Below are 23024 nucleotides of genomic sequence, written 5' to 3' on the forward strand. Positions count from 1 at the left end.
CGGGTTGTCCTTCTCGTAGGCGGACTCGCGGTGGAGCAGGATCACGACGTCGGCGTCCTGCTCGATCGAGCCGGACTCGCGGAGGTCGCTCAGGGCGGGGAGCTTGTCGGCGCGCTGCTCGGGGCCACGGTTCAGCTGGGACAGCGCGATGACGGGGACCTGGAGCTCCTTCGCGAGCAGCTTGAGCGCACGCGAGAACTCGCTGACCTCCTGCTGGCGGCTCTCGACGCGCTTGCCGCTGGTCATCAGCTGCAGGTAGTCGATGATCACCATCTTGAGCCCCACGCGCTGCTTGAGCCGCCGGCACTTGGCGCGGATCTCCACGAGCGTCATGTTGGGGCTGTCGTCGATGTAGAGCGGGGCGTCGTTGATCCGTCCGCGGGTCGCCGCGATCGTGGTCCAGTCCCGGTTGTCGACCGTTCCCTTGCGCATGTGCTGCAGCGGCACGGACGCCTCGGCGGAGAGCAGGCGCATGGCGATCTCGCTGCGGCCCATCTCGAGCGAGAAGAAGATGGTGGGCATGTCGTGCTTGATCGCCGCTGCGCGCGCGAAGTCGAGGGCGAGTGTCGACTTTCCGAGCGCGGGTCGCGCGGCGACGATGACCATCTGGCCCGGGTGCAGACCGTTGGTGAGCTCGTCCATCTCGGCGAAGCCGGTCGGGACGCCGGTCATCGAGCCGTCCTTGTGCTTCGCGGCCTCGATCTCGTCGATGGCGACGGTGACGGCCTCGGTCAGCGGGACGTAGTCCTCTGCCTCCTGGGCGCCGGTCACGGAGTAGATCTCGGCCTGCGCGTTGTTGACGAGGTCGAGGACTTCGCCCTCGGCCTTGTAGCCCATCTGCGTGATCCGGGTGCCCGCCTCCACGAGGCGGCGCAGCAGCGCCTTCTCGGCGACGATGTTGGCGTAGTAGCCGGCGTTCGCCGCCGTCGGGACCAGGCTGGTCAGGGTGTGCAGGTACTCGGCGCCGCCTGCGCGGGACAGCTCGCCGAGCTTCGTCAGCTCGTCGGTGACCGTGATGACGTCCGTCGGCTCGCCGTGCGAGTAGAGGGAGAGGATCGCGTCGTAGATGATCTCGTGCTTCGGGATGTAGAAGTCCGTGCCGCGCACGACCTCGACGACGTCCGCGACCGCATCCTTGCTCAGCAGCATGCCGCCCAGCGCGCTCTGCTCGGCGAGCAGATCGTGCGGAGGAGTCCGCTCAGGGGAGCGGGCATCGCCCTGCTCGCGGTTGTCTGCGAGACCGATGTGGGCGATCGACACGTTCTCTCCTCACTTCTCGCGGTGGCTGCGCGTGTTGCGCTGCCGTGACTCCAGCCTGCTCCGATCGCGCGCGAACGGAGTCCGGGCACGCCCGGGCGACGCCGATCCGGGTATCCGATCGGACGGTGCGAGCCGCACGGCGATGCGGCCTGATCGAAGATTACGGACGGCCACCGACAACTCCCGCCGGCCTCCATGCCCACGGAAACCGGCGGCCGTCCTTTCGACGTCGCTCCACCCTACGAAGCCCTCGACCCCGTCACAACTCGGCCTGTGGATAACTGTGTGGAGAATCTGCGCGAAACGCCGACACGCTTGTGCACAACCTGGGGGGAAATCTGTGGATAGAGAAGAATTTTCCGGAGCTTTTATGCGCCTGACCTGCTCTTTCAGTATCCCCAGCCTGTGTGTAGAAACTTCCTTGAAGCCTGTGTCGAACCTTGTTCACCGGGCGTGTCGGACTGTGGATGGAGCCGGGGAAAACTCCCTTAACGCGGTGTAGCGGTGGGCCGAAGCCCACCGCTACACTTGCGTATTTCGTGCGCCTACTTGGCGGCGACGACCTGCAGGCTGATGACGGCCGAGAGGTCGTCGTGCAGGCGGACGGTGGCCTCGTGGTCACCGACGACCTTGATCGCGTTCGGCAGCTCGATCTTGCGCTTGTCGAGCTCGCCGATGCCAGCGGCCTTGACCGCGTCGGCGACGTCACCGGTCTTGACCGAGCCGAACAGACGGCCCTCGCGGCCCGCCTTCACGACCAGCTTGACCCTGGTGGCCTCGAGCTTCGCCTTGAGGTCCTGAGCGGCCTCGACCGAGTGCAGCTCGCGCGCGGCGCGGGCGGCCTTGATCTGATCGACCTGCTTCTCGCCACCGCGCGTCCACGCGATCGCGAAGCCCTGCGGGACGAGGTAGTTACGGGCGTAGCCGTTCTTGACCTCGACGACATCGCCGGCAGAACCGAGGCCGGTGACCTCGTGGGTGAGAATAACCTTCGACATCTCAGTCCTCCTTAACGGCCGGAGCCGGCGTAGGGGAGAAGAGCCATCTCGCGTGCGTTCTTGACGGCACGGGCGATGAGGCGCTGCTCCTGAACGGAGACACCGGTGATACGGCGCGCGCGGATCTTTCCGCGCTCGGAGATGAACTTCCGCAGGGTGGCGACGTCCTTGTAGTCAATGACTCCGACGCGGACGGACTTCGCCGGTGCGGCGTTCTTCCCGTCCTTGCCCTTGCGGATCGGCTTGCGGCGGTCGCCGCTCGACTTTCCAGCCATGGTTTCCTTTGCTTTCCGCTCGTACCGGCACTACCGGCCGAGCACATCAGTGTTGGGGACCCGTTAGAACGGGGTCTCGTCGTTGTAGGCGCCCGGGGTGTTCCAGACGTCGGCTCCGGCGGACGGGTCCGCGGGGGCGGATGCGGCCCACGGCTCCTCGACGGCGGGAGCACCGCCACCGAAACCGCCCGGTCCACCCGGTCCGCGCGACGACTGCGTGCGCGTCACCTGCGCGGTCGCGTACCGCAGCGACGGGCCGATCTCATCGATCTCGAGCTCGACGGAGACGCGCTTCTCGCCTTCCTTCGTCTCGTAGGAACGCTGCTTGAGCCGGCCCTGGGCGATCACCCGGGAGCCCTTGGTCAGCGACCCGGCCACGTGCTCGGCGAATTCGCGCCACACGCTCGCGCGGAGGAACAGGGCCTCCCCGTCCTTCCACTCGTTCGCCTGACGGTCGAACGTGCGCGGAGTGGACGCGATGGTGAAGTTGGCGACAGCCAGCCCGTTCTGCGTGTAGCGCAGCTCGGGGTCGGCCGTGAGGTTGCCCACCACGGTGATGATGGTGTCGCCGGCCATGGGACTACGCGCTCGCCTTCTCGGCGGCTGCGGCCTTGCGGGCGGCCTTCTCGTCGGCCAGCTTCGCAGCGGCCGCGACCTGGGCGATGGCCTCTTCGGCGCGGAGCACCTTGGTGCGCATGACGGCCTCGCTGAGCTTCAGCTGGCGGTCGAGCTCCTTGGTGGTGTCGCCGGTCGCCGTGAGCTGCACGACGGCGTAGATGCCCTCGGACTTCTTGTTGATCTCGTACGCCAGGCGGCGACGGCCCCAGATGTCGACGTTGTCGATCGTTCCACCGTCGTTACGGACGACGTTGAGGAACTTGTCAAGGCTGGGAGCAACGGTGCGCTCATCGATCTCGGGATCGAGGATGACCATCAGCTCGTACTGATGCATGACTAACCCACCTCCTCTGGTCTCAGCGGCTGCAGACGTTCTGCAGCAGGAGGGTTTGACATCACGCGCCTGGGCATAGATCTGCCCGGGCAACTTACCAAGGGTAACGGATGGCGCCGCCCCGCGCCAGCCGAGGCGTTCGGGCCGAGGGGAGGGGATGGTCTCTGCGATGCTCATGCACCCAGGCTTGCCGGTGCGCGCCCGGGCCGGCCGGCGCGGACGAAATCTGTGGAGAGGTCAGCTGCCCGGCTTCTCGGTGGAGGAGTCGGCCGCCGCGCGCGCATCCCACCACTGCAGGAGGCGGCGGGTCGCCTCCTCCTCCCCGAGCGGCCCCTCGTCGAGGCGCAGCTCCAGCAGGAACTTCATCGCCTGGCCGACCTCGCGGCCCGGCCTCAGCCCCAGGACGGCCATCACCTGCTGCCCGTCGAGGTCCGGCCGCACGGCGTCCAGCTCCTCCCTCTCCTTGAGCTCGCGGATGCGCTGCTCCAGGTCGTCGTAGGCGAAGCCGAGCCGGTCCGCCTTGCGGCGGTTGCGCGTCGTGACGTCCGCGCGCGTGAGCATGTGCAGGCGCTCGAGCTCGTCGCCGGCGTCGCGCACGTAGCGGCGGACGGCCGAGTCCGTCCAGTTCGCGTCCGTGTACCCGAAGAAGCGCAGGTGCAGCTCGATCAGCCGGGCGACGGATTCGACGGTCGCCTTGTCGAAACGCAGCGCCGTCAGCCGCTTCTTCGCCAGCTTCGCCCCCACGACGTCGTGGTGGTAGAAGCTGACCGCGCCGCCCGGCTCGAACCGCCGGGTCGCCGGCTTCCCGATGTCGTGCAGGATGGCCGCCAGTCGCAGCACGAGGTCGGGAGCCGCGCCGGGGTGCCGCTCCTTCTCATACCCGATCGCCTGATCGAGCACGGTGAGGCTGTGCTGGTAGACGTCCTTGTGGTGGTGGTGCTCGTCCGCCTCGAGGCGCAGCGCCGGCACCTCGGGGAGCACGAGCTCCGCGAGGCCGGTCTCGACCAGCAGCTCGATGCCGGCGCGCGGCTCGTCCGTCAGCAGCAGTTTGGCGATCTCGTCGCGGATGCGCTCGGCGCTCACGATCGAGATCCGGTCGGCCATGCTGCTCATGGCCGCCCGCGTCTCATCGTCCACCGTGAACCCGAGCTGCGCGGTGAACCGCGCCGCGCGCAGCATCCGCAGCGGGTCGTCCCCGAAGGAGACCGCGGGGCTGGACGGCGTGGTGATCACGCGGGCGATCAGGTCCTCGACTCCGCCAGACGGGTCGACGAGCCGCACCTCCGGGACCCGGAGGGCGAGGGCGTTCACCGTGAAGTCCCTGCGCAGCAGGTCGCCGTCGAGGCTGTCGCCGAACTCCACCTCCGGCTTGCGGGTCTCGCCGTCGTAGCTGTCGGCGCGGTAGGTCGTGATCTCGACCGTGTCGTCCCCGAAGCGCGCACCGATCGTCCCGAACGCGCGTCCGATGTCCCAGACCGCGTCGGCGATGGGCCGGACGACGGCCAGGATCTGGTCGGGCCTGGCGTCCGTCGTGAAGTCGAGATCGTGCACCGGCCGGCCGAGCAGGGCGTCCCTGACCGGGCCGCCGACGAGCGAGAGCTCGTGGCCCGCGGACTGGAACGCGGAGGCGAGCCGGGCGACCGTCGGCGAGTTCGCGAGGGCGCCGAGGCGCTCGAGGGATTCGGCGACGGACTGCATGGTGCACCAGTTTAACGGGCGCGCTCGTCCAGGTCTCTCAGAGGCCGACCTTTAGAATCGTCGTCATGGAGGCCGTCACGGGATCGCGCGTCGTCGCATGAGCGCACCCGGCCTCACCCTCCGGGGTGCGCGACTCACCTCTGCGCTCGTGAGTGCAGTCCTGGTGACGACGGCCCTCTTCTCCGGCGGACTAACGGCCTCCGCGGCGCCCTCGGCCGACGCGGGAGTCGGCGCCGGAGTCGGCGCCTCCACCCGCTCGGCGGCGGGCGCGACGCTCACCGCGACGCTCACCGCCGACAACGGGGGAGTGGTCTCGCCGGGCCGGCCCCTCATAGCCTCGGTCACCGTGACCAACCCGACGGACACCGCATACACGTCCGGGTCCGTCACGGTCTGGCTCGATCCCGAACCACAGGCGAGCCGGAGCGCGCTCGCCTCCTGGCTGGCGTCGACGGACGCCGTCGCCGGCAGGCAGAGCCTCGGTCGCGTCGCCCTGCCGACGCTGGAGCCGGGTTCCAGCACCGTCGTCTCCGTCCCGGTCGCGCCCGCCGCCGTCCCGTTCGCCTCCCGTCAGCAGTCGGCGGTGTTCGGGATCGGGGCATCCGTGGCTGCCGGCGAGTCTCTCGCCGAGGCCCGCAGCTCGGTCGTCTGGTCGCCGGGGAAGCCCGCGACCCGCTCCTCGGTGTCCGTCGTCATGCCGATCGTGAGCCCGTCCACGTCCGCCGGCCTGATCTCGTCCGATGACCTCGCGACCTATACCGCGCCCAACGGCGTCCTCACACGCGACCTCGACGGACTCACCGACCACAGCACCGTCGCCGTCGGAATCGACCCGATGATCATCGCCTCCATCCGGGTGCTCGGGAACGCCGCACCGCCGACGGCCACGGCGTGGCTGGACCGCCTGGCCTCGCTCCCGAACGACACCTTCGCGCTGCAGTACGGGGATGCGGACGTCGCCGGCCAGGTGCAGGCCGGGCTCCCTGCTCCCCTCGGACCCACCGCGCTCGGGTATGCGCTCGACCCCAAGAACTTCACGCCGGAGCCCACGTCGATCGGCGAGCCTCCGTCGACCACGTCGACGCCGACGGCCACCCCGAGCCCGACGCCGACCGGAGGCACCGGCACCGGCCCGGAGCTCCCCACCCTGGACAAGCTGCTCGCGTGGGACTACTCCCTCAAGGGCGTCGCGTGGCCGGGCGACAAGACGCTGAAGGCCGCCGATCTGGCCCCGCTCGCCTCCGCCGGGCTCGGCACCGCCATCGTCTCCGGCTCCAACACCAACGCCGCGAGCCTCGACGCCACCCCGAACGCGCCGCTGCGCTCCGGCGCCAGCACGCTGGCCGTGTCGGACCAGGGCCTGTCGACCGCCCTGCGGAACGCCATCTCCGCACCGAGCGATCTCGCCTGGAACGCCGCCATGTCGTCCCTCAATGCGCAGCTCGAGCTCGTGAGCGCCGAGGACTCCTCCGCGCGTCACCTCCTCCTGGCCCTCGACCGCTCCTGGCCATCGAGCGGGACGCAGCTGCAGCGCACACTGGACGCGCTCTTCACCTCGCCGTGGTCCGCCCCGTCGACGTTCCCCACCCTGCTGAAGGCGCAGCAGTCCTCGCAGCTCGCCCTGACGGACGCCCCCGAGCCGCAGGCGCGCATCGACTCCATCCGCGGCCTCCTCGACGACGAGAAGGCGCTCAGCGGCTTCGCCTCCGTGCTCACCGACCCGTCGACCCTCACCGGGCGCACCAGGGCCGAGCTGCTCTCCCTGCTCGCGGTGTCCTGGCTGAACCCGCGGAACGACTGGAACGCCGCCGTCACCAAGAGCCGCAACGCCACGGACTCGACCCTGCACGCCATCAAGATCCTGCCGACCGACAACATCAACCTGGTGAGCGCCCAGGGGTCGATCCCGTTCACGGTGAGCAACGAGCTCACGGACGAGGAGGCGACGATCGTCCTGAGCGCCTCCCCGTCGAACGGGCGCCTGGAGATCGATCAGCCGACCACCAAGACCATCCCCAAGGACTCGCGCGCGACCGTCCTCGTCCCGGTGAAGGCCCGCGTCGGCAACGGCCAGGTGATCCTCTCCCTGCAGCTCTACAGCCCCGCCGGTGTGCCGATCGGCTACCCCAGCTACGCCACCGTGGACGTGCACGCCGACTGGGAGGGCATCGGCGCCCTGATCTTCGGCAGCCTGCTCGTGCTGCTGTTCGGGTTCGGAATCGTGCGCAACATCCTGCGCAGGCGGGCGCAGCGCCGCAACGAGCAGGCGGACGAGGACGAGGACGCGGCCGAGTCGGCGGGCGCCGGCGAGCCCGACCGGACGCCCGACCGGACGGACCGCGACGATGGCTAGCATCGGCCGCGCGAGCGCGATGCTCGCCTCCGGCACCCTCGTCTCCCGCCTCCTGGGCTTCGCCAAGGCGTGGCTGCTGGTCCAGGCGATCGGCGCGATCAGCTTCGCGGCCAACGCGTACGGGACGGCCACGATCGTCCCCAACACCGTCTACGCGATCATCGCGCAGGGCATCCTGAACGCCATCCTGGTGCCGCAGATCGTGCGCGCCTCGGTGAACCCCGACGGCGGCCGCGCCTACATCAACAAGCTCGTCACGCTCGGGATGGTCGTCTTCGCGGCGGTCGCGGTCGTCGCGACGTTCCTCTCGCCCGTCCTCGTCCGGCTGTACGGCCTGAGCGGCGGGCAGGCGGAGCTGGCGACGTCGTTCGCCTACTGGTCGCTGCCGCAGATCTTCTTCCTCGGCCTCTACACGCTCCTCGGCGAGGTGCTGAACGCGCGCAAGTCGTTCGGTCCGTTCACGTGGGCGCCCGTGGTCAACAACATCGTCGCCATCGTGATGCTGGCCGTGTTCATCATCGCGTTCGGCGCGTACGGCCGCGGGAGCACGCACGCGACCTGGACACCCGGGATGATCGCGCTGCTGGCCGGGGGAGCGACGCTCGGCGTCGCGGTGCAGGCGCTCATCCTCTTCGTGTTCTGGCGGCGCGTCGGCCTGCGGTTCCGCTTCGACTTCGGCTGGCGCGGCGTGAACCTCGGCTCCGCGGGCAAGGCGGCCGGCTGGACGTTCGGCATGCTCATCGTGTCGCAGGTCGCCGGCCTGATCGAGACGAACGTGGCGAACTCGGCAGGCGCGGCCTACGCCGGTTCGTTCGTGATGTCGAACGCGTGGCTGATCTTCATGCTCCCGCACGGCATCATCGCCGTCTCGATCGTCACCGCGTTCTACACGAGGATGGCCGAGCACGCCCACCGCGGCTCGGTCGCGCAGTTCCGGGACGATTTCTCGCGCGCTGCGCGCTCGATCATGTTCCTGATCGTGCTGTCCTCCGTCGTCCTCATCGTCGTCGCCTATCCCGTCGCCCGCGTCTTCACACCGTCCTACCAGGCGATGGGGAACGTCCTGATCGCCTACCTGATCGGCCTGGTTCCGTTCTCGCTGGTGTTCATGGCCCAGCGCGCCTTCTATTCGCTCGGCAACACCAGGACGCCGTTCTTCTTCACCGTCGCCCAGTCGATCGTCATCGTCGTCGGCGTGCTCGCCTGCTTCGCGGTGCCCGCCGACATGCGCGCCGCGGCGGTCGCCCTCGTGGTCTCGATCGCGAGCGTCGTGCAGGCGGCGCTGGCGTTCGCCCTGCTGCGCCGGCGGACCGGGGGAGCGGACGGCAGGCGCATCCTGAGCGGGCTGTGGCGGTTCCTCGTCGCCGGCCTGGCCGCCATGATCGCCGGCGCCGGCTTCCTCGTCATCCTCGGCGGTGTCGGTCCCGGCGCCTTCCCGGTGAGCGGTCCGATCCCCGCGATCATCGCCTCCGCGGTGGTCGGGGTCGTCATGCTGATCGTCTACGTCGGCTTCCTCGCCATCCTCCGTTCCCGTGACCTGGAGGCCGGCCTCGCGCCCGTTCTGAACCGGCTTCCGGCGCGTTCTTCAGCGCACAGGTGACACGGAATAGCATCCGCCTAGGATGTGTTCTACAGGTCGGCAGCTCCGCGACGGGGCGGCCACTCGATCACAAGGAGTTCCGCTGTGCGGCAGATCATCATCATCGGTTCCGGCCCAGCCGGTTACACCGCGGCCATCTACGCGGCCCGCGCCAACCTCAAGCCGCTGCTGATCGCCTCCTCCGTCGAGGCGGGCGGTGAACTGATGAACACCACGGAGGTGGAGAACTTCCCCGGCTTCCCGGACGGTGTCATGGGACCGGACCTGATGTTCAAGATGCAGGCCCAGGCCGAGAAGTTCGGCACCGAGATCGTCCTCGACGACGTCGTCTCCGTCGACCTGAAGGGCGACGTGAAGACCGTCACGCTCGGCTCCGGCGCTGTGCACCAGGCCCTGGCCGTGATCTTCGCGACCGGCTCCGCCTACCGCAAGCTCGGCCTGGAGGACGAGGAGCGGCTGTCCGGCCACGGCGTCTCCTGGTGCGCCACCTGCGATGGCTTCTTCTTCCGCGAGCGCACGATCGCGGTCGTCGGCGGCGGCGACTCGGCGATGGAGGAGGCCACCTTCCTCACCCGCTTCGCCGACAAGGTTTACGTGATCCACCGTCGCGACTCGCTCCGTGCCTCCAAGATCATGCAGGAGCGCGCGTTCGCCAACGACAAGATCGAGTTCGTCTGGAACTCCGAGGTCGTCGGCATCAACGGCGACGAGCAGGTCAAGAGCGTCACCCTCCGCAACCTGGAGAGCGGCGAGCAGAGCGAGCTGGAGATCCAGGGCCTGTTCATCGCGATCGGCAACGACCCGCGCGTGCACCTCGTCCACGGTCAGCTCGACCTGACGTCGGACGGCACGATCGCCGTCGCCGGTCGCAGCTCGAAGACGAAGGTCGCCGGCGTGTTCGCCGCGGGCGACGTCATCGACCCCAGCTACCGCCAGGCGGTCACCGCCGCGGCATCGGGCACGGTCGCCGCACTCGATGCGGAGCACTACCTGACCACCCTCCCCAAGGACCTGCTGGATGCCGCCTCCGACGGCGCTTCCGGCGACCTCGAATTAACGACCACCGCATAAGGAGAATCAAGAAATGTCAGCAGCACGTTCGGTCACGGACGCCAGTTTCGAGCAGGACGTCCTCAGCAACGAGAAGACCGTCCTCGTGGACTTCTGGGCGGAGTGGTGCGGCCCGTGTCGCGCCGTCGGCCCCATCCTCGACCAGATCGCCGCGGAGCACGCGGACAAGATCGAGATCGTGAAGCTCAACGTGGACGAGAACCCGCAGACCGCTGCGAAGTACCAGATCACCTCCATCCCCGCGATGAAGGTGTACCAGGGTGGCGAGGTCGTGAAGACCGTCATCGGCGCCAAGCCGAAGCCCGCCCTCGAAGCCGACCTGGCCGCCTACCTGGCGTAGCGCGACCGTCTTCTTCAGACCCGTCCGGCGCTCACCCGCCGGGCGGGTCTTTTTCGTACCCTGGCGCACCTCCCGATTTCGGCGGGGATGCGCCACCCCCATAGCATTGCTGAACGACGTGAGGAATGGATCGATCCGTGACTGAACAGGGCAGCCCGCGGCAGCAGGGCAACAATCTGGACCCGTGGTACAACCACTACGCGCAGCGTACGAGCGGCCTGGCCGCCAGCGAGGTCCGAGCCCTGTTCGCCGTCGCCAGCCGCCCCGAGGTGGTCTCGCTGGCCGGCGGCATGCCGTATGTCGCGGCGCTCCCGGAGGACCTGGTCGTCGGTGCGATGGGTCGGGTCATGCGCGAGCAGGGACCCGTCGCCCTGCAGTACGGTTCCGGCCAGGGCGTCCCCGCCCTGCGCGAGCAGATCCTCGACGTGATGGCGCTGGAGGGCATCAGCGGCAGCGCGGACGACGTCATCGTCACCACCGGGTCGCAGCACGCGCTGGAGCTGTTCAGCAAGCTGTTCATCGACCCGGGCGACGTCGTGCTCGCCGAAGGGCCGAGCTATGTGACCGCCATGGTGATCTTCCGTTCGTACCAGGCCGAGGTCGATCATGTGCCGATGGACGAGCACGGGCTGATCCCGGAGGCGCTGCGGGAGCACATCGCACGGCTCAAGGCGGCCGGCCGACGGGTCAAGTTCCTGTATACCGTGCCGACGTTCCACAACCCGGCCGGTGTCACGCTGTCGTGGGAGCGGCGGCTCGAGATCCTCGAGATCGCGCGGCAGAACGACATCCTGGTGCTCGAGGACAACCCGTACGGCCTGCTCTACTTCGGCGAGAAGCCGCCGGCGGCCATGCGCTCGGTCGAGCGTGACGGGGTCGTGTACCTCGGGACCTTCTCCAAGACGCTCGCCCCCGGATTCCGGGTCGGCTGGGCGCTCGCGCCGCACGCCATCCGTGAGAAGCTCATCCTCGCCAACGAGGCGGCGGTGCTGAGCCCGAGCTCGTTCAGCCAGCTGGTGATCTCCGAGTATCTGCGGGACGCGGACTGGCGCGGCCAGATCGACACCTTCCGCGGGGTCTACCGGGAGCGCAAGGAGGCGATGATCTCCGCACTGGAGGAGCACCTGCCGGAGCTGACCTGGACGAACCCCAACGGCGGGTTCTACGTGTGGCTCACCCTGCCGTCGCATCTGGATTCGAAGGCGATGCTGCCGCGCGCGGTCACCGAGCTCGTGGCCTACACGCCGGGCACGGCGTTCTACGGCGACGGCTCCGGCGCCCAGAACATCCGGCTCTCGTTCTGCTACCCGACGCCCGAGAACATCCGGGTCGGGATCCGCCGGCTCGCGACCGTGATCAACGGCGAGCAGGATCTGCTGGACACCTTCGCCGGCACGGGTCCGCTCACGGCATCCCGCAAGAGCAAGACCTCCCCGAACCCTCCGACTGACCTGCGCTGAGCTGAGAAAGAGCTGATCATGGCCGAAAATGAGGTACTCGATATCGTTGTTCTCGCCGGTGGGATCTCCCACGAGCGCGACGTTTCCCTGCGCAGCGGACGCCGCGTCGCCGATGCGCTCACATCGCTCGGGCACCGCGTCACGGTGCGCGAGCCGGATGGTTCGCTGCTGGCGTTCGTGTCGGAGAGCCGCCCGGACGTGATCTGGCCCGCCTTGCACGGCGCGAGCGGGGAGGACGGCGCGCTGCGCGGCCTGCTCGAGCTCTCCGGCGTGCCGTTCGTCGGCTCGCTGATGGATGCCTCCCGACTGGCCTGGTCGAAGCCGACCGCGAAGGCGATCGTGTCGCGAGCCGGCGTCGCAACGCCGGCGTCGATCACCCTGCCGAAGGAGACGTTCCGTGAGCTGGGCGCGAACAGCGTGCTCGCCACCGTGCTGGATGGTCTCGGCCTGCCCCTCGTGGTGAAGCCGGCGAAGGGCGGCTCAGCGCAGGGGGTGACCATCCTCGACTCGGCCGACGAGCTCCCGCGGGCGATGGTGGATGCCTACACCTACGGGGAGATCGCGCTGATCGAGCGGAAGATCGAGGGCGTTGAAGTGTCCATCGCCGTCGTCGACACCGGTGACGGACCCGAGGCGCTGCCCGCCGTCGAGATCGAGCCGATCGCGGGGGAGTACACCTTCGACGCCCGCTACAACGCCGGGGAGACCCGCTTCTACGTTCCCGCCAGGCTCGACCCAGAGGTCGCTGCCGCCGCCGCGAAGGCCGCGACCACCGCCCACATCGCGCTGGGCCTGCGGCATCTCTCCCGCATCGACCTCATCGTCGACGCCGAGGGCACCCCGTGGTTCCTGGAGGCGAACGTGTTGCCCGGCCTCACCGAGACCTCGATCATGCCGCAGGCGATCGCCGCCTCGGGACGTGACCTCGGCGAGGTCTACGCCGCTCTGGCGACCGCCGCCATCGACGGCTGACCGGGATTCGTCTCACCGGAAGTCACGTGTTTCACGTGAAACACGCACCGGATCAGCTGTAGCTGGGCTGCCCGATCTCCTCGAGGATCCGGTTCAGGTCCTGGATGGTCGCGAAATCCACCACGATCTGACCCTTCCGTGCGCCGAGGGTGATCTTGACGCGCGTGTTGAGCCGGTCGCCGAGCCTCTCGGCGATCTCGTCGAGGTGACCGCGGTGCTTTCCCGCCGTCGCCTTCGTCCGCGCCGGCTTGGGCTCCTTGCTGACGACGGCTTCGGCCGCTCGCACGGAGAGGTCCTCGTTGACGATCTTGTCGGCGAGACGGATCATCGCCTCCTCGTCGTCGCCGACGGAGAGGATCGCGCGGGCATGCCCGGCGCTGAGGACGCCCGCGGCCACGCGGTTCTGCACGGGTGCGGGCAGCTTCAGGAGCCGGATGGTGTTCGTGATCTGCGGACGCGAGCGGCCGATCCGGGTGGCCAGCTGCTCCTGGGTGATGCCGAAGTCGGCAAGAAGCTGCTGGTAGGCGGACGCCTCCTCGAGCGGGTTGAGCTGCGACCGGTGCAGGTTCTCCAGCAGGGCGTCCCGGAGCATGTCCTCATCCGCGGTGTCCTTGATGACAGCCGGGATGCTCGCGAGCCCCAGTTCCTTCGTCGCCCGGAGCCGGCGCTCACCCATGATCAGCTCGTACTTGTCCGGCTGTCCGGTCATCGGCCGGACGACGACGGGCTGCAGCACGCCGACCTCGCGGATGCTGGCGACGAGTTCGTCCAGCGCCTCGCGATCGAACTCGGTGCGCGGCTGCACGGGGTTCGGCACGATGTCGAGGGGGGAGAGGCTCGCCAGGCGCGCGCCGGGAACCGCGACAAGGTCCTCGGCGGGCGCAGGGGAGGACGACGGGAAGAAGACGTCGACAGGTCGTTCCGACTGGTCCGTCGTGGGGATCAGGGCACCGATTCCCCGACCCAGTCCCGTGCGCTTGGCTGCCATTACCGCGGTGCTCCTCTTCTTGCGAGTTCGGCTGCTGCCTCCAGGTAGGAGAGCGAGCCGGACGAGTTGGCGTCGTAGCTGATGACGCTCTGCCCGTAGCTCGGCGCCTCGGAGATGCGCACCGAGCGGGGGATGATCGTGTCCAGGACCTCGTTGGGGAAGTGCTGGCGCACGTCCTCGGCCACCTGATGGGCGAGGTTCGTGCGGGTGTCGTACATGGTCAGCAGGATCGTCGAAACCCGCAGCTTGGGGTTGAGGTGGCGTTCGATCAGCTGGATGTTCTTGAGCAGCTGGCTCAGACCCTCGAGCGCGTAGTACTCGCACTGGATCGGGATGAGCACCTCGGTGGCCGCGACGAACGCGTTGATCGTCAGCAGTCCGAGCGACGGCGGGCAGTCGATGAGGACGTAGTCGATGTCGTACTCGTCCAGGAAGCGCCCCAGCGCACGGGAAAGCCGCTGCTCCCGCGCGACCATCGACACCAGCTCGATCTCTGCTCCGGCGAGGTCGATGGTCGCCGGTACGACGAACAGACCGTCGAACTCGGGGCTCTTCTGGATGACCTCGTCGAGCTCCTTGTCGTCGACGATCACGTCATAGACGCTGGGCGTCCCCTCGCGATGCTCCACACTGAGGGCTGTGGACGCGTTCCCCTGCGGGTCGAGGTCGATCACCAGGACGCGCGCACCGGACTTGGCGAGCGCGGCCGACAGGTTCACCACGGTGGTCGTCTTCCCGACGCCGCCCTTCTGGTTCGAGATGGTGAAGACGCGGGTGCGGGCGGGGAGGGGGAGTGTCTGCGAGGCGATGGCCTTCCGTCGTCGAGCGAGGTCCTGGATCTCGCGCGCGAGCGGAGTGGACGTGTCGAAGGCGGAGGTCCCCGTCTCTTCGGGAACTTCCTGATCCGGTTGTTTCACGTGAAACCTCGTCGCTCGATCTGGTGCACGGCAGAGCCGCTAGCGGGAATCGGCACACCTGAAGCGCACCACCCTCCAACTCTAGCTTGCGCATCCGACGACACTCTGAAGATCGCCGTGCAGGATGCGATCGCGGCGCGGGATGGGGCATGGATCCATGCGTTTCACGTGAAACGTGGGACGCCTGGGCTCGGCCAGCTAGCGCCACATACACGCCCCTGCCGCGCGGCGGAGCCCACCCCCCCCATTCCGGCTGGGGTGGATTCGGGCGTTTCACGTGAAACACGAAAACTAGGCCCTCGCTCCAGCTTCTTGTGTGCTCGGTTGTCTCCTGAACGGCAGCAACGGCGCAGACTCCCGGGTGTTTCACGTGAAACCCGCGGCTCAACCAGGTCGTCGATGAGGTTCCGCCTCCAACTTCAGCGCTCGTGGGCGCAGCATTCAGCGGAGCAGGCATCGCGAGATGCCCCGGATCAGATCGGCATCCGGATGATGCAGCCTGTGACCTTACCCGCGACTTCTCCGCGCTCGTGCACAGCACTCGGGGGCCGGCGATCATCTCCCGCCCAACATCGAACCGGATGAGGGGCCCCGGGGCAGCCCGGGGCGACGCGTCTCCGCGCTTCAAACACGCCGAACGCCAGACCATTCCTCAGGCATCCCGTGGCGCTACCGCTCGATGGCGCGCCAGCCCCGAACCCCCGAACGCGCATTCCCCGCGAACTCGAACATGAGGAGCTGGACGCTCATTGTCCGGTCGTCCCCTTCACGCGGACGCCGGCGACCACTCTGCGCGCCACTCGCAACGACCGCATTCACCGTCGAACGACCAGCGAGCGGTCAGGTGCGGCTCCACACCGGACCACGACGAGCACGCTCCGCGTACTACCCGTGCAGCCGGCGCCGACGGCTCTCTAACCCCCCAGCACAGCGATCACAACGACAACACGAAGCTTCCCGAGTGCCCCGCGGCCGCTCGCCAGGGAAGGGTCGATAGCTCACCATCCACAGCGCTCGCGCGCCGTCGTGCGGCAGCACCCGCCGTGTAACAAGCCCCTGTAAAGGCAGCCGCGAGCAAAGCGCCTGTCAGGCCCGAACCGCAAGCACCCGGGTGGGCACTGGGCGTCGTCCGGCGCGCAAACCAGGCAAGCTTTGCGACCTCGCTCAGCAACCGTAGACTCGCGCGTGAGTATTCCAGAACCGCCGATCACATCCTCACGACGTCGAGGCCGGATCCGAACTCCGATGAGTGATCGCCGAGGCGCAGCAGTTCTTCTGTGCTGCTCGGTCGCGAGGGTCGCGCCGTAGACCATTGGATGGCGAGGTTGACCCCGAGATGGCGGGGGGAGGCCCTGTGAGTTGCGTCGGCGAACGCAAGCGCCGGTGCAGCGTCTAGCCGGCGCTGTGAACGCGCGGAGTTGCCTATCCCGTCCAACGCCGGTCGGAGCTCCGCCACCATCCTGCAATCGCAGCCACGAGACGCGTACCGACGTGCGCTCTCTCCTCCCGGCCACCGCGACCGACGCGGACGCAGCCAACTGTCGAAGATCGGGTCGGCCCAGCCCACCGGAGTCCAGATATCGACCGTGATCCCATGATCCGAGGCGAAATCTCCCACTTTCACCCCGAACTCGCGCCGCCGAGCTCGCCGAGACGGCTCGCAGAATGGCTCTCACACACGCGAAGCACGCGCTTCAGCGTCGAGAGAGCGATCCTCAGCGTCGATCGTCAGCGCACGGTCGCGCGGATCACGCGCGTGACGTCGTCCAGAACGCCCTCTCCGAGCACCACGACCTCGGGATCGTGCACCTTGTACTTGCGGATCTCCTTGGTCGCGGCCTCGATCTCGCCCGCGGCGCCGGCACCCTTCATCAGGACGAGCTCGCCGCCGTCGCGGAGCAGGGGAGCGGTCAGCGGGATCAGCTTGCGGAAGGCGCTGACTGCACGAGCGGTGACCTGGTCGAGCGGCTCGTCGAGCTTGGCCTCCTCGGCGCGGGCCCGGAGCACCGTGACGTTCTGGAGACCGAGCTCCTCAGTCTGCTCGGTGAGCCAGGCGACGCGGCGCTCCATCGGCTCGATCAGGACGAAGTGGACGTCCGGGCGGGCGATCGCGAGCACCAGGCCGGGGAGGCCAGCACCGCTTCCGACGTCGCCGACGCGGCCGGGACGGAGCAGGGGAGCGACGATCGCGGAGTTCAGGATGTGGCGCGACCACAGCCTCGGCAACTCGAGCGGGCCGATCAGGCCGCGTTCCTCACCTTGCGCAGCGAGGTTCGCGGTGAACGCGCGCGCGACATCCAAGCGGTCGCCGAACAGGGCGGCTGCGGCCGCGGGTTCGGCTTCGACGGTCTCCGTCACGGTTTCACGTGAAACTAGGCGGCGGTGATGACGGTGTAGCGCTCGCGTCCCTCGCCGTGGGAGGTCGACACGTAGCCGCGCTCGGACACGATGTCGTGCACGAGCTTGCGCTCGTAGGAGGACATCGGGGGCAGCGAAGCCTCAGCCGCGCCCTCCTCGAGCTTCGCGATCGCGCGGTCGACGAGCTGCGCGAGTTCGGCCTGGCGGGCATCGCGCGAGCCGGCGATGTCCAGGATCAGCCGCGAGAACTGTCCGGTCTTGTTCTGGACCGCGAGGCGGGTCAGCTCCTGCAATGCCGCGACGGTGTCGGGCTTCGAGAGGACCTGCAGGTTGGCGCCGTCCTCGGCGTTGACCGAGATGTACGCGCGGCCGTTGCGGGTGTCGATGTCGATGTCGCCGTCGATGTCGGCGATGTCGAGCAGCTCCTCGATGTAGTCCGCGGCGATGTCGCCCTCGCGGTCGAGGTCCGCGACGCTGGGCGTCGCCTCGTCCGCGACAGGGGAGTGGTCGATGGCGTCCGCGGTGGCGGCGTCGGCGTCGGTCTGCACGTCGGTCATGGCGATCCCTACTTCTTTCCGGCCTGCTTCTTCGCCCGGTTCTTGCTCACCGGCTGCGAACGCTGGGTGGTGGTCTTCTGCGGCGGCGCGGCCTGCGCGGACGACTCCTCAACGGTGAGGACGACGGAGCCGTCGGCCTGCACGAGCTTGCCCTTGCGGGCGAGGCGCGCCTCACGAGCCTTGGCCGCGTCCGATCCCGGCGTCGGCATGTTGCGGATGACGAGGAACTGCTGGCCCATGGTCCACAGGTTCGAGGTCAGCCAGTAGAACATCACGCCGAGCGGGAAGGCGAAGCCGGAGAACAGGAAGACGAAGGGGAGCAGGTACAGGAGGATTCGCTGCTGCCTGAACTGCGGGCTCGCCTTGGTCTCCGGCGACATGTTCTTGGAGACGATCTGCAGCTGGGTGAGGAACTGCGACCCGGTCATCAGGACGACCATGATGGCCGCAATGATCATCACCGCGACCTGCGGCGGGTTGTGGTTCATCGCACCCTGGAAGCTCTGGTGGAGCGGAGCGACGCCGAAGAGCGTGGCGTTGCCGAACTGCTTGGCGAGCTCGGCGTTCAGAGGACCGACGCCGGCGTGGCCGCCCTGCGCGCCGTTCAGCACCTGGAACAGCGAGAAGAACACCGGCATCTGCAGCAGCAGCGGCAGGCACGAGCTCAGCGGGTTGGTGCCCGTCTTCTTGTAGAGCTCCATCGTCTCGCGGGACATCGCCTCGCGCGAGAACTGATCCTTCTTGCCCTTGTACTTGTCCTGGATCTTCTTCAGCTGCGGCGCGATCTCGAGCATCCGCCGCTGGTTCTTGATCTGCCGGACGAAGATCGGGATGAGCGCGGCACGGACGACGACGGTCAGGCCGACGATCGCCAGCACCCAGGTCAGGCCGGCCGCGGGGTCGAGCCCCATCGCACTGAACAGCCAGTGGAAGGCGACGAGGATGAGCTCCACGACCCACTTGATGGGCCAGAGGATCGTACCGATGATGTCCATGTCTGGTTGCTAGGCCTTTCCCTGGCTTGTCGCGACGACGAATCCGAACGGAGTGACCCGGTACCGGCGCTTCTTCTTGAGGGGGACGTCATCGACCCCGCCCGCTGCCCACGGGTGGCAACGGATGATGCGCCGCGCTCCGAGAACACTGCCCACGACGACCCCGTATTCCTGGATCGCCTGCAGCGTGTATGCCGAGCACGACGGGTAGTAGCGACACACGTCGCCGTACAGAGGCGAGATCACCGCTCGGTACGCCCGCAGCACCAGGACGGCGACGTTCCGGGGCACGAGGAGCACTGCTGCGATCGCGGTGTTCATGACGGACGGTGGCCTTCGCTGGTGACGCTGGGACGGGTTGCTCGCTGACCGGTCGGCTGGCGGCTGAGGACGCGGGCGGCGGCACGCGCGACCTCTTCGTGCAGGGTAGCCCAGGTCGCTTGAGCGGATGCTGGTAATGCCCTGATCACGATGTCCAGGCCGACCCCGTCGCCTGCGAGCGGACGCAGCTCGGGAAGCACCTGGTAGGCCGCTGCCTTGAGCCGGCGGCGTACGAGGTTGCGGTGGACCGCGTTCCCCACGGCCTTGCTCACGATGAAGCCGAAGCGCACTGTCTCGGTGTCACGATTCGGGCGGACGTACGAAACGGTGCTCGCTCCGGTGAAGCGAGCACCGCGGCGCACCGTCGTCCGGTAATCAAAACCGCGCGTGATGCGATTGGCCTTGGCGAGCACCTGCCGCGCCCCCCGACCGCGAGGTCAGGCCGAGAGCTTCTCGCGGCCCTTGGCGCGACGAGCCGACAGGATGGCGCGACCGGCACGCGTACGCATGCGGAGGCGGAAGCCGTGGGTCTTGGCACGCTTGCGGTTGTTCGGCTGGAACGTTCTCTTGCTCATATCAATCTCCGTGGTGGTCTCTTCACAGGCCGCTACTGAGTACCCTGTGCCGGGCGTGAAGACCGGCACGGGGAGGCCAGGAAAGTTTCTGGGCAGCCGAAACGGCTGAAGGTCAACTGATTAAAAGTACGACCTGAGCCCACCGAGGTCAAACCGACGCCGGTGAAACATCCGATTATGCACGGGATTAGCAGGAAGGCGCCAACCGACGCGCCGTCGTATTCCGGGAACCGAATTTGATCCCCACCTGTGGACAAGTTACCGTGAGGTCCGAAAGTTATCCCCAGCCCTATCCCAAAAGCGGCAGGAGATCGCTACGGTATTGCACACACAGCGGTGGATAACTCTGTGAATACCCATCGGCGGCATCCCAGCCGCCAGCCCGGCGAGAGCCACCGGGGGACGTCTCGTCTCTCGCCAGGGTGACGGCATCCACACGAACACGAAGACGGGGAACGATGGCAGGCGGCGAAGAGTCCATTTCCGCGGCATGGCAGAACGTGCTCGGAAAGCTCGAGACGGACGACCGCATCACCCCTCAGCTGTACGGCTTCCTCAGCCTGGTCGAGCCCAAGGGCATCATGGCCGGCACCTTCTACCTCGAGGTCCCCAACGAGTTCACGCGCGGGATGATCGAGCAGCGGTCGCGCGTCCCGCTCCTGAACGCGATCGGCGCGCTCGACGACACGCTCGAGGTCAACACCTTCGCGATCGTGGTGAACCCGGAGATCCAGCAGGAGACGATGTCGGCCCCTGCCGAGCCGGAGCCCGCCCCCTACCTCGACTCCGCGGCGCCGATGGTCGCGCCTCCCACCGAGATCACGGCGCCGCCGCGCAACGGCGACACGCGTCTGAACTCCAAGTACAGCTTCGACAACTTCGTCATCGGGCAGTCCAACCGCTTCGCGCACGCGGCGGCGGTCGCGGTCGCCGAGGCGCCGGCCAAGGCGTACAACCCGCTCTTCATCTACGGCGACTCCGGGCTCGGCAAGACCCACCTCCTGCACGCGATCGGCCACTACGCCATGAGCCTGTACCCGGGGATCCGGGTCCGCTACGTGAGCTCGGAGGAGTTCACCAACGACTTCATCAACTCGATCGCGAACAACCGCGGCTCGTCGTTCCAGGCCCGCTACCGCAACATCGACATCCTGCTGATCGACGACATCCAGTTCCTGCAGCGTGCGGTGGAGACGCAGGAGGCGTTCTTCCACACCTTCAACACGCTGCACGACCACAACAAGCAGGTCGTGATCACCAGCGACCTGCCGCCGAAGATGCTCACCGGTTTCGAGGACCGGATGCGCTCGCGGTTCGAGTGGGGCCTGATCACCGACGTCCAGGTGCCCGACCTCGAGACCCGCATCGCGATCCTGCGCAAGAAGGCGCAGAGCGAGAAGATCCAGGTGCCGGACGACATCCTCGAGTTCATGGCGACGAAGGTCTCCAGCAACATCCGCGAGCTCGAGGGCACGCTCATCCGTGTCACGGCGTTCGCGAGCCTGAACCGCACGCCGGTCGACATGCCGCTGGTGCAGACCGTGCTCAAGGATCTGATCACGCTCGACGACGACAACGTGATCGCGCCGGCCGACATCATCACCAACACCGCCGAATACTTCAAGCTCAGCGTCGACGACCTGTACGGGTCCAGCCGCTCGCAGGCCGTCGCCACCGCGCGGCAGATCGCCATGTACCTGTGCCGTGAGCTGACGAATCTGTCCCTGCCGAAGATCGGGCAGCTGTTCGGCGGCCGCGATCACACCACGGTCATGTATGCCAACAAGAAGATCAGCGAGCTCATGAAGGAGCGGCGCTCGATCTACAACCAGGTGACAGAGCTCACCAGCCGGATCAAGCAGAACCACCGCTACGGCAAGTAGCCTCCGCGACGGCCGCCACGCCCGGGCCGTCCCGTCGAGTTATCCACAGATTCATCCCCAGAGTGGGGAGAGCTCGTTATTAACACCTGGGGATAACTTGTGGAGAAGTTCCGGAAAGTCGCCCGATTAATGGGGACGGAGCATCCCGTCTTGTGAAAACCGCCTCGACGACCTCGCTCCCGTCCACGTCTGTGAACAGGCGGATTCCTCAGCTCATCAACAAGTCACGACCCTGTGATTCCCGCTGTTCGCCTGGTCTCCCCAGAGTTATCCACATTTTCCACAGCGGTTAAGCCCATTAATCATTAACTCTTCTGAGTTAAGGCCGGCCGACAACCTCAAGCGCTCGCTCGAATCACAACTTCTGCGTCACAGGCCAAGCGCTAGGATTTGTTGCGATCCGTAACCGAGCGCCGACCAGGGGAGACTTCGTGAAGTTCCAAGCCAACCGGGATGTCTTCAGTGAGGCCGTCTCCTTCGCCGTGAAGCTTCTTCCGCAGCGGACAACCCTCCCCATCCTGAGCGGCGTGCTGATCGAGACCACCGACAGCGGGCTTCAGCTCTCCTCCTTCGACTACGAGGTCTCCGCGCAGACGGAGATCGCCGCCGAGGTGGAGGAGCCCGGTCGCGTGCTGGTCTCCGGCCGTCTCCTGGCGGAGATCGCGGCCAAGCTGCCGAACGCTCCCGTGCAGTTCTCCACGGAGGACTCGAAGATCGTCGTCCGCGCGGGGTCGGCCAACTTCACGCTGCTTTCCATGCCGGTGGAGGAATACCCGAGCATCCCGCAGGTCGGCGGCGACGCCGGACTCGTGCCCGCGGAGGAATTCGCCGAGGCTGTCGCGCAGGTCGGCGTCGCCGCCTCCCGCGACGACGTGACTCCCGTGATCACCGGCGTCCAGCTCGAGGTCGGCGACAACCGCCTCGGCCTCGTCGCGACCGATCGCTACCGCGTCGCCGTGCGCGAGATCGACTGGGACAACGGCAGCACGAGCGGCGAGGCGCAGACCGCGCTGGTCCCCGCCCGCACCCTCACCGAGATCGGCAAGACGTTCGGGCACTCCGGCAACGTCTCCATCTCCATCACGAACCGCGACGACCGCGAGCTGATCGCCTTCACCGCGGACAAGAAGACCGTGACGTCGCTCCTGATCAAGGGCAACTTCCCGCCGGTGCGCCGGCTGTTCCCCGAGCAGGTCGACAACTACGCGGTGATGAACACCGCAGAGCTCATCGCGGCGACGCGCCGCGTCTCCCTCGTCCTCGAGCGCGAGGCCGCGCTCCGCTACACCTTCACCGCCGACGGACTGACTCTCGAAGCGATCGGCTCGGAGCAGGCGCAAGCATCCGAGAGCATCGACGCTCTCCTCACTGGCCAGGAGACGGTGGTTTCATTGAAGCCGCAGTTCCTGCTCGATGGTCTCGGTGCCGTGCACTCGGAATTCGTGCGCATC

Annotated in this window: 22 protein-coding genes; 8 read left to right on the forward strand and 14 right to left on the reverse strand. The window is 67.7% G+C overall.

Annotation, left to right across the window (positions count from 1 at the left end; all coding sequences use genetic code 11):
• The 6 genes from dnaB to ACTHMF_RS15720 form a co-directional block, all read right to left on the reverse strand.
• The coding region (dnaB, locus tag ACTHMF_RS15695) for a replicative DNA helicase (protein ID WP_440318876.1) at positions 1-1260 on the reverse strand (1260 nt) is incomplete at its 3' end.
• Positions 1261-1805: 545 nt separating this feature from the next.
• A complete protein-coding gene (gene rplI, locus ACTHMF_RS15700; RefSeq protein ID WP_314146145.1) occupies positions 1806-2258 on the reverse strand; it encodes a 50S ribosomal protein L9 in 453 nt (150 codons plus the stop codon).
• Between the two features lie 11 nt (positions 2259-2269).
• Entirely contained in the window at positions 2270-2533 is a 264-nt protein-coding gene (gene rpsR, locus ACTHMF_RS15705; RefSeq protein ID WP_018189012.1) for a 30S ribosomal protein S18, read from the reverse strand.
• 63 nt (positions 2534-2596) lie between these two features.
• The gene (locus ACTHMF_RS15710; RefSeq protein ID WP_314146147.1) at positions 2597-3109 is read right to left on the reverse strand and encodes a single-stranded DNA-binding protein; all 513 of its coding nucleotides are present in this window, start codon (positions 3107-3109) and stop codon (positions 2597-2599) included.
• Between the two features lie 4 nt (positions 3110-3113).
• Positions 3114-3485: a 30S ribosomal protein S6 gene (gene rpsF / locus ACTHMF_RS15715; protein ID WP_314146148.1), complete on the reverse strand. Its 372-nt coding sequence runs from the start codon at positions 3483-3485 to the stop codon at positions 3114-3116.
• A 237-nt stretch (positions 3486-3722) separates the two neighbouring features.
• A complete protein-coding gene (locus tag ACTHMF_RS15720) occupies positions 3723-5183 on the reverse strand; it encodes a CCA tRNA nucleotidyltransferase (protein ID WP_440318880.1) in 1461 nt (486 codons plus the stop codon).
• A gap of 97 nt (positions 5184-5280) precedes the next feature.
• Here ACTHMF_RS15720 and ACTHMF_RS15725 point away from each other — a divergent pair, with 97 nt between their 5' ends.
• The 6 genes from ACTHMF_RS15725 to ACTHMF_RS15750 all read left to right on the forward strand — a co-directional run bounded on the left by ACTHMF_RS15725 (position 5281) and on the right by ACTHMF_RS15750 (position 12979).
• The gene (locus ACTHMF_RS15725) at positions 5281-7536 is read left to right on the forward strand and encodes a DUF6049 family protein (RefSeq protein WP_440318882.1); all 2256 of its coding nucleotides are present in this window, start codon (positions 5281-5283) and stop codon (positions 7534-7536) included.
• Positions 7529-9136, forward strand: a complete 1608-nt coding sequence (murJ, locus tag ACTHMF_RS15730; RefSeq protein WP_440318884.1) for a murein biosynthesis integral membrane protein MurJ — start codon at positions 7529-7531, stop codon at positions 9134-9136. The genes ACTHMF_RS15725 and murJ overlap by 8 nt, the downstream gene beginning before the upstream one ends.
• Before the next feature lie 84 nt (positions 9137-9220).
• On the forward strand, positions 9221-10207 hold the full coding sequence (gene trxB, locus ACTHMF_RS15735; protein ID WP_314146152.1) for a thioredoxin-disulfide reductase: 987 nt from the start codon (positions 9221-9223) through the stop codon (positions 10205-10207).
• A gap of 13 nt (positions 10208-10220) precedes the next feature.
• On the forward strand, positions 10221-10547 hold the full coding sequence (gene trxA / locus ACTHMF_RS15740; protein WP_314146153.1) for a thioredoxin: 327 nt from the start codon (positions 10221-10223) through the stop codon (positions 10545-10547).
• 137 nt (positions 10548-10684) lie between these two features.
• On the forward strand, positions 10685-12007 hold the full coding sequence (locus ACTHMF_RS15745) for a PLP-dependent aminotransferase family protein (RefSeq protein ID WP_440318887.1): 1323 nt from the start codon (positions 10685-10687) through the stop codon (positions 12005-12007).
• An 18-nt stretch (positions 12008-12025) separates the two neighbouring features.
• Positions 12026-12979, forward strand: coding sequence for a D-alanine--D-alanine ligase family protein (locus tag ACTHMF_RS15750; protein WP_440318889.1), 954 nt, complete (start codon positions 12026-12028; stop codon positions 12977-12979).
• A gap of 52 nt (positions 12980-13031) precedes the next feature.
• On the opposite strand, the gene ACTHMF_RS15755 is transcribed toward ACTHMF_RS15750, so the two are convergent.
• From ACTHMF_RS15755 to rpmH, 8 genes are all read right to left on the reverse strand, one after another.
• A complete protein-coding gene (locus ACTHMF_RS15755; RefSeq protein ID WP_314146157.1) occupies positions 13032-13967 on the reverse strand; it encodes a ParB/RepB/Spo0J family partition protein in 936 nt (311 codons plus the stop codon).
• Entirely contained in the window at positions 13967-14884 is a 918-nt protein-coding gene (locus ACTHMF_RS15760) for a ParA family protein (protein WP_440318892.1), read from the reverse strand. Before ACTHMF_RS15760 ends, ACTHMF_RS15755 begins: the two co-directional genes overlap by 1 nt.
• Positions 14885-16612: 1728 nt before the next feature.
• Entirely contained in the window at positions 16613-17242 is a 630-nt protein-coding gene (gene rsmG, locus ACTHMF_RS15765; protein ID WP_440318894.1) for a 16S rRNA (guanine(527)-N(7))-methyltransferase RsmG, read from the reverse strand.
• Positions 17243-17256: 14 nt separating this feature from the next.
• A complete protein-coding gene (locus ACTHMF_RS15770; RefSeq protein ID WP_314146160.1) occupies positions 17257-17799 on the reverse strand; it encodes a Jag family protein in 543 nt (180 codons plus the stop codon).
• Between the two features lie 8 nt (positions 17800-17807).
• Positions 17808-18794, reverse strand: a complete 987-nt coding sequence (gene yidC, locus ACTHMF_RS15775) for a membrane protein insertase YidC (protein ID WP_440318896.1) — start codon at positions 18792-18794, stop codon at positions 17808-17810.
• A gap of 9 nt (positions 18795-18803) precedes the next feature.
• Positions 18804-19115 (reverse strand): membrane protein insertion efficiency factor YidD, encoded by a 312-nt coding sequence (gene yidD, locus ACTHMF_RS15780; RefSeq protein ID WP_314146162.1) that lies wholly within the window; start codon positions 19113-19115, stop codon positions 18804-18806.
• Positions 19112-19528 (reverse strand): ribonuclease P protein component, encoded by a 417-nt coding sequence (gene rnpA, locus ACTHMF_RS15785; protein ID WP_440318899.1) that lies wholly within the window; start codon positions 19526-19528, stop codon positions 19112-19114. Before rnpA ends, yidD begins: the two co-directional genes overlap by 4 nt.
• Positions 19529-19552: 24 nt before the next feature.
• Positions 19553-19690, reverse strand: coding sequence for a 50S ribosomal protein L34 (gene rpmH, locus ACTHMF_RS15790; protein WP_055922080.1), 138 nt, complete (start codon positions 19688-19690; stop codon positions 19553-19555).
• Positions 19691-20148: 458 nt separating this feature from the next.
• On the opposite strand from rpmH, the gene dnaA reads away from it, so the two are divergent.
• Together dnaA and dnaN are read left to right on the forward strand one after the other, a co-directional pair.
• Complete coding sequence (dnaA, locus tag ACTHMF_RS15795) at positions 20149-21573, forward strand: chromosomal replication initiator protein DnaA (RefSeq protein WP_440318901.1); 1425 nt, start codon at positions 20149-20151, stop codon at positions 21571-21573.
• A 431-nt stretch (positions 21574-22004) separates the two neighbouring features.
• Positions 22005-23024 (forward strand): DNA polymerase III subunit beta (gene dnaN / locus ACTHMF_RS15800; RefSeq protein ID WP_440318903.1); only part of this gene is annotated, 1020 nt, incomplete at its 3' end.

Origin of the sequence: Leifsonia sp. (genome assembly GCF_051955155.1) — a bacterium.
In the GTDB taxonomy this organism is placed as follows: domain Bacteria; phylum Actinomycetota; class Actinomycetes; order Actinomycetales; family Microbacteriaceae; genus Leifsonia.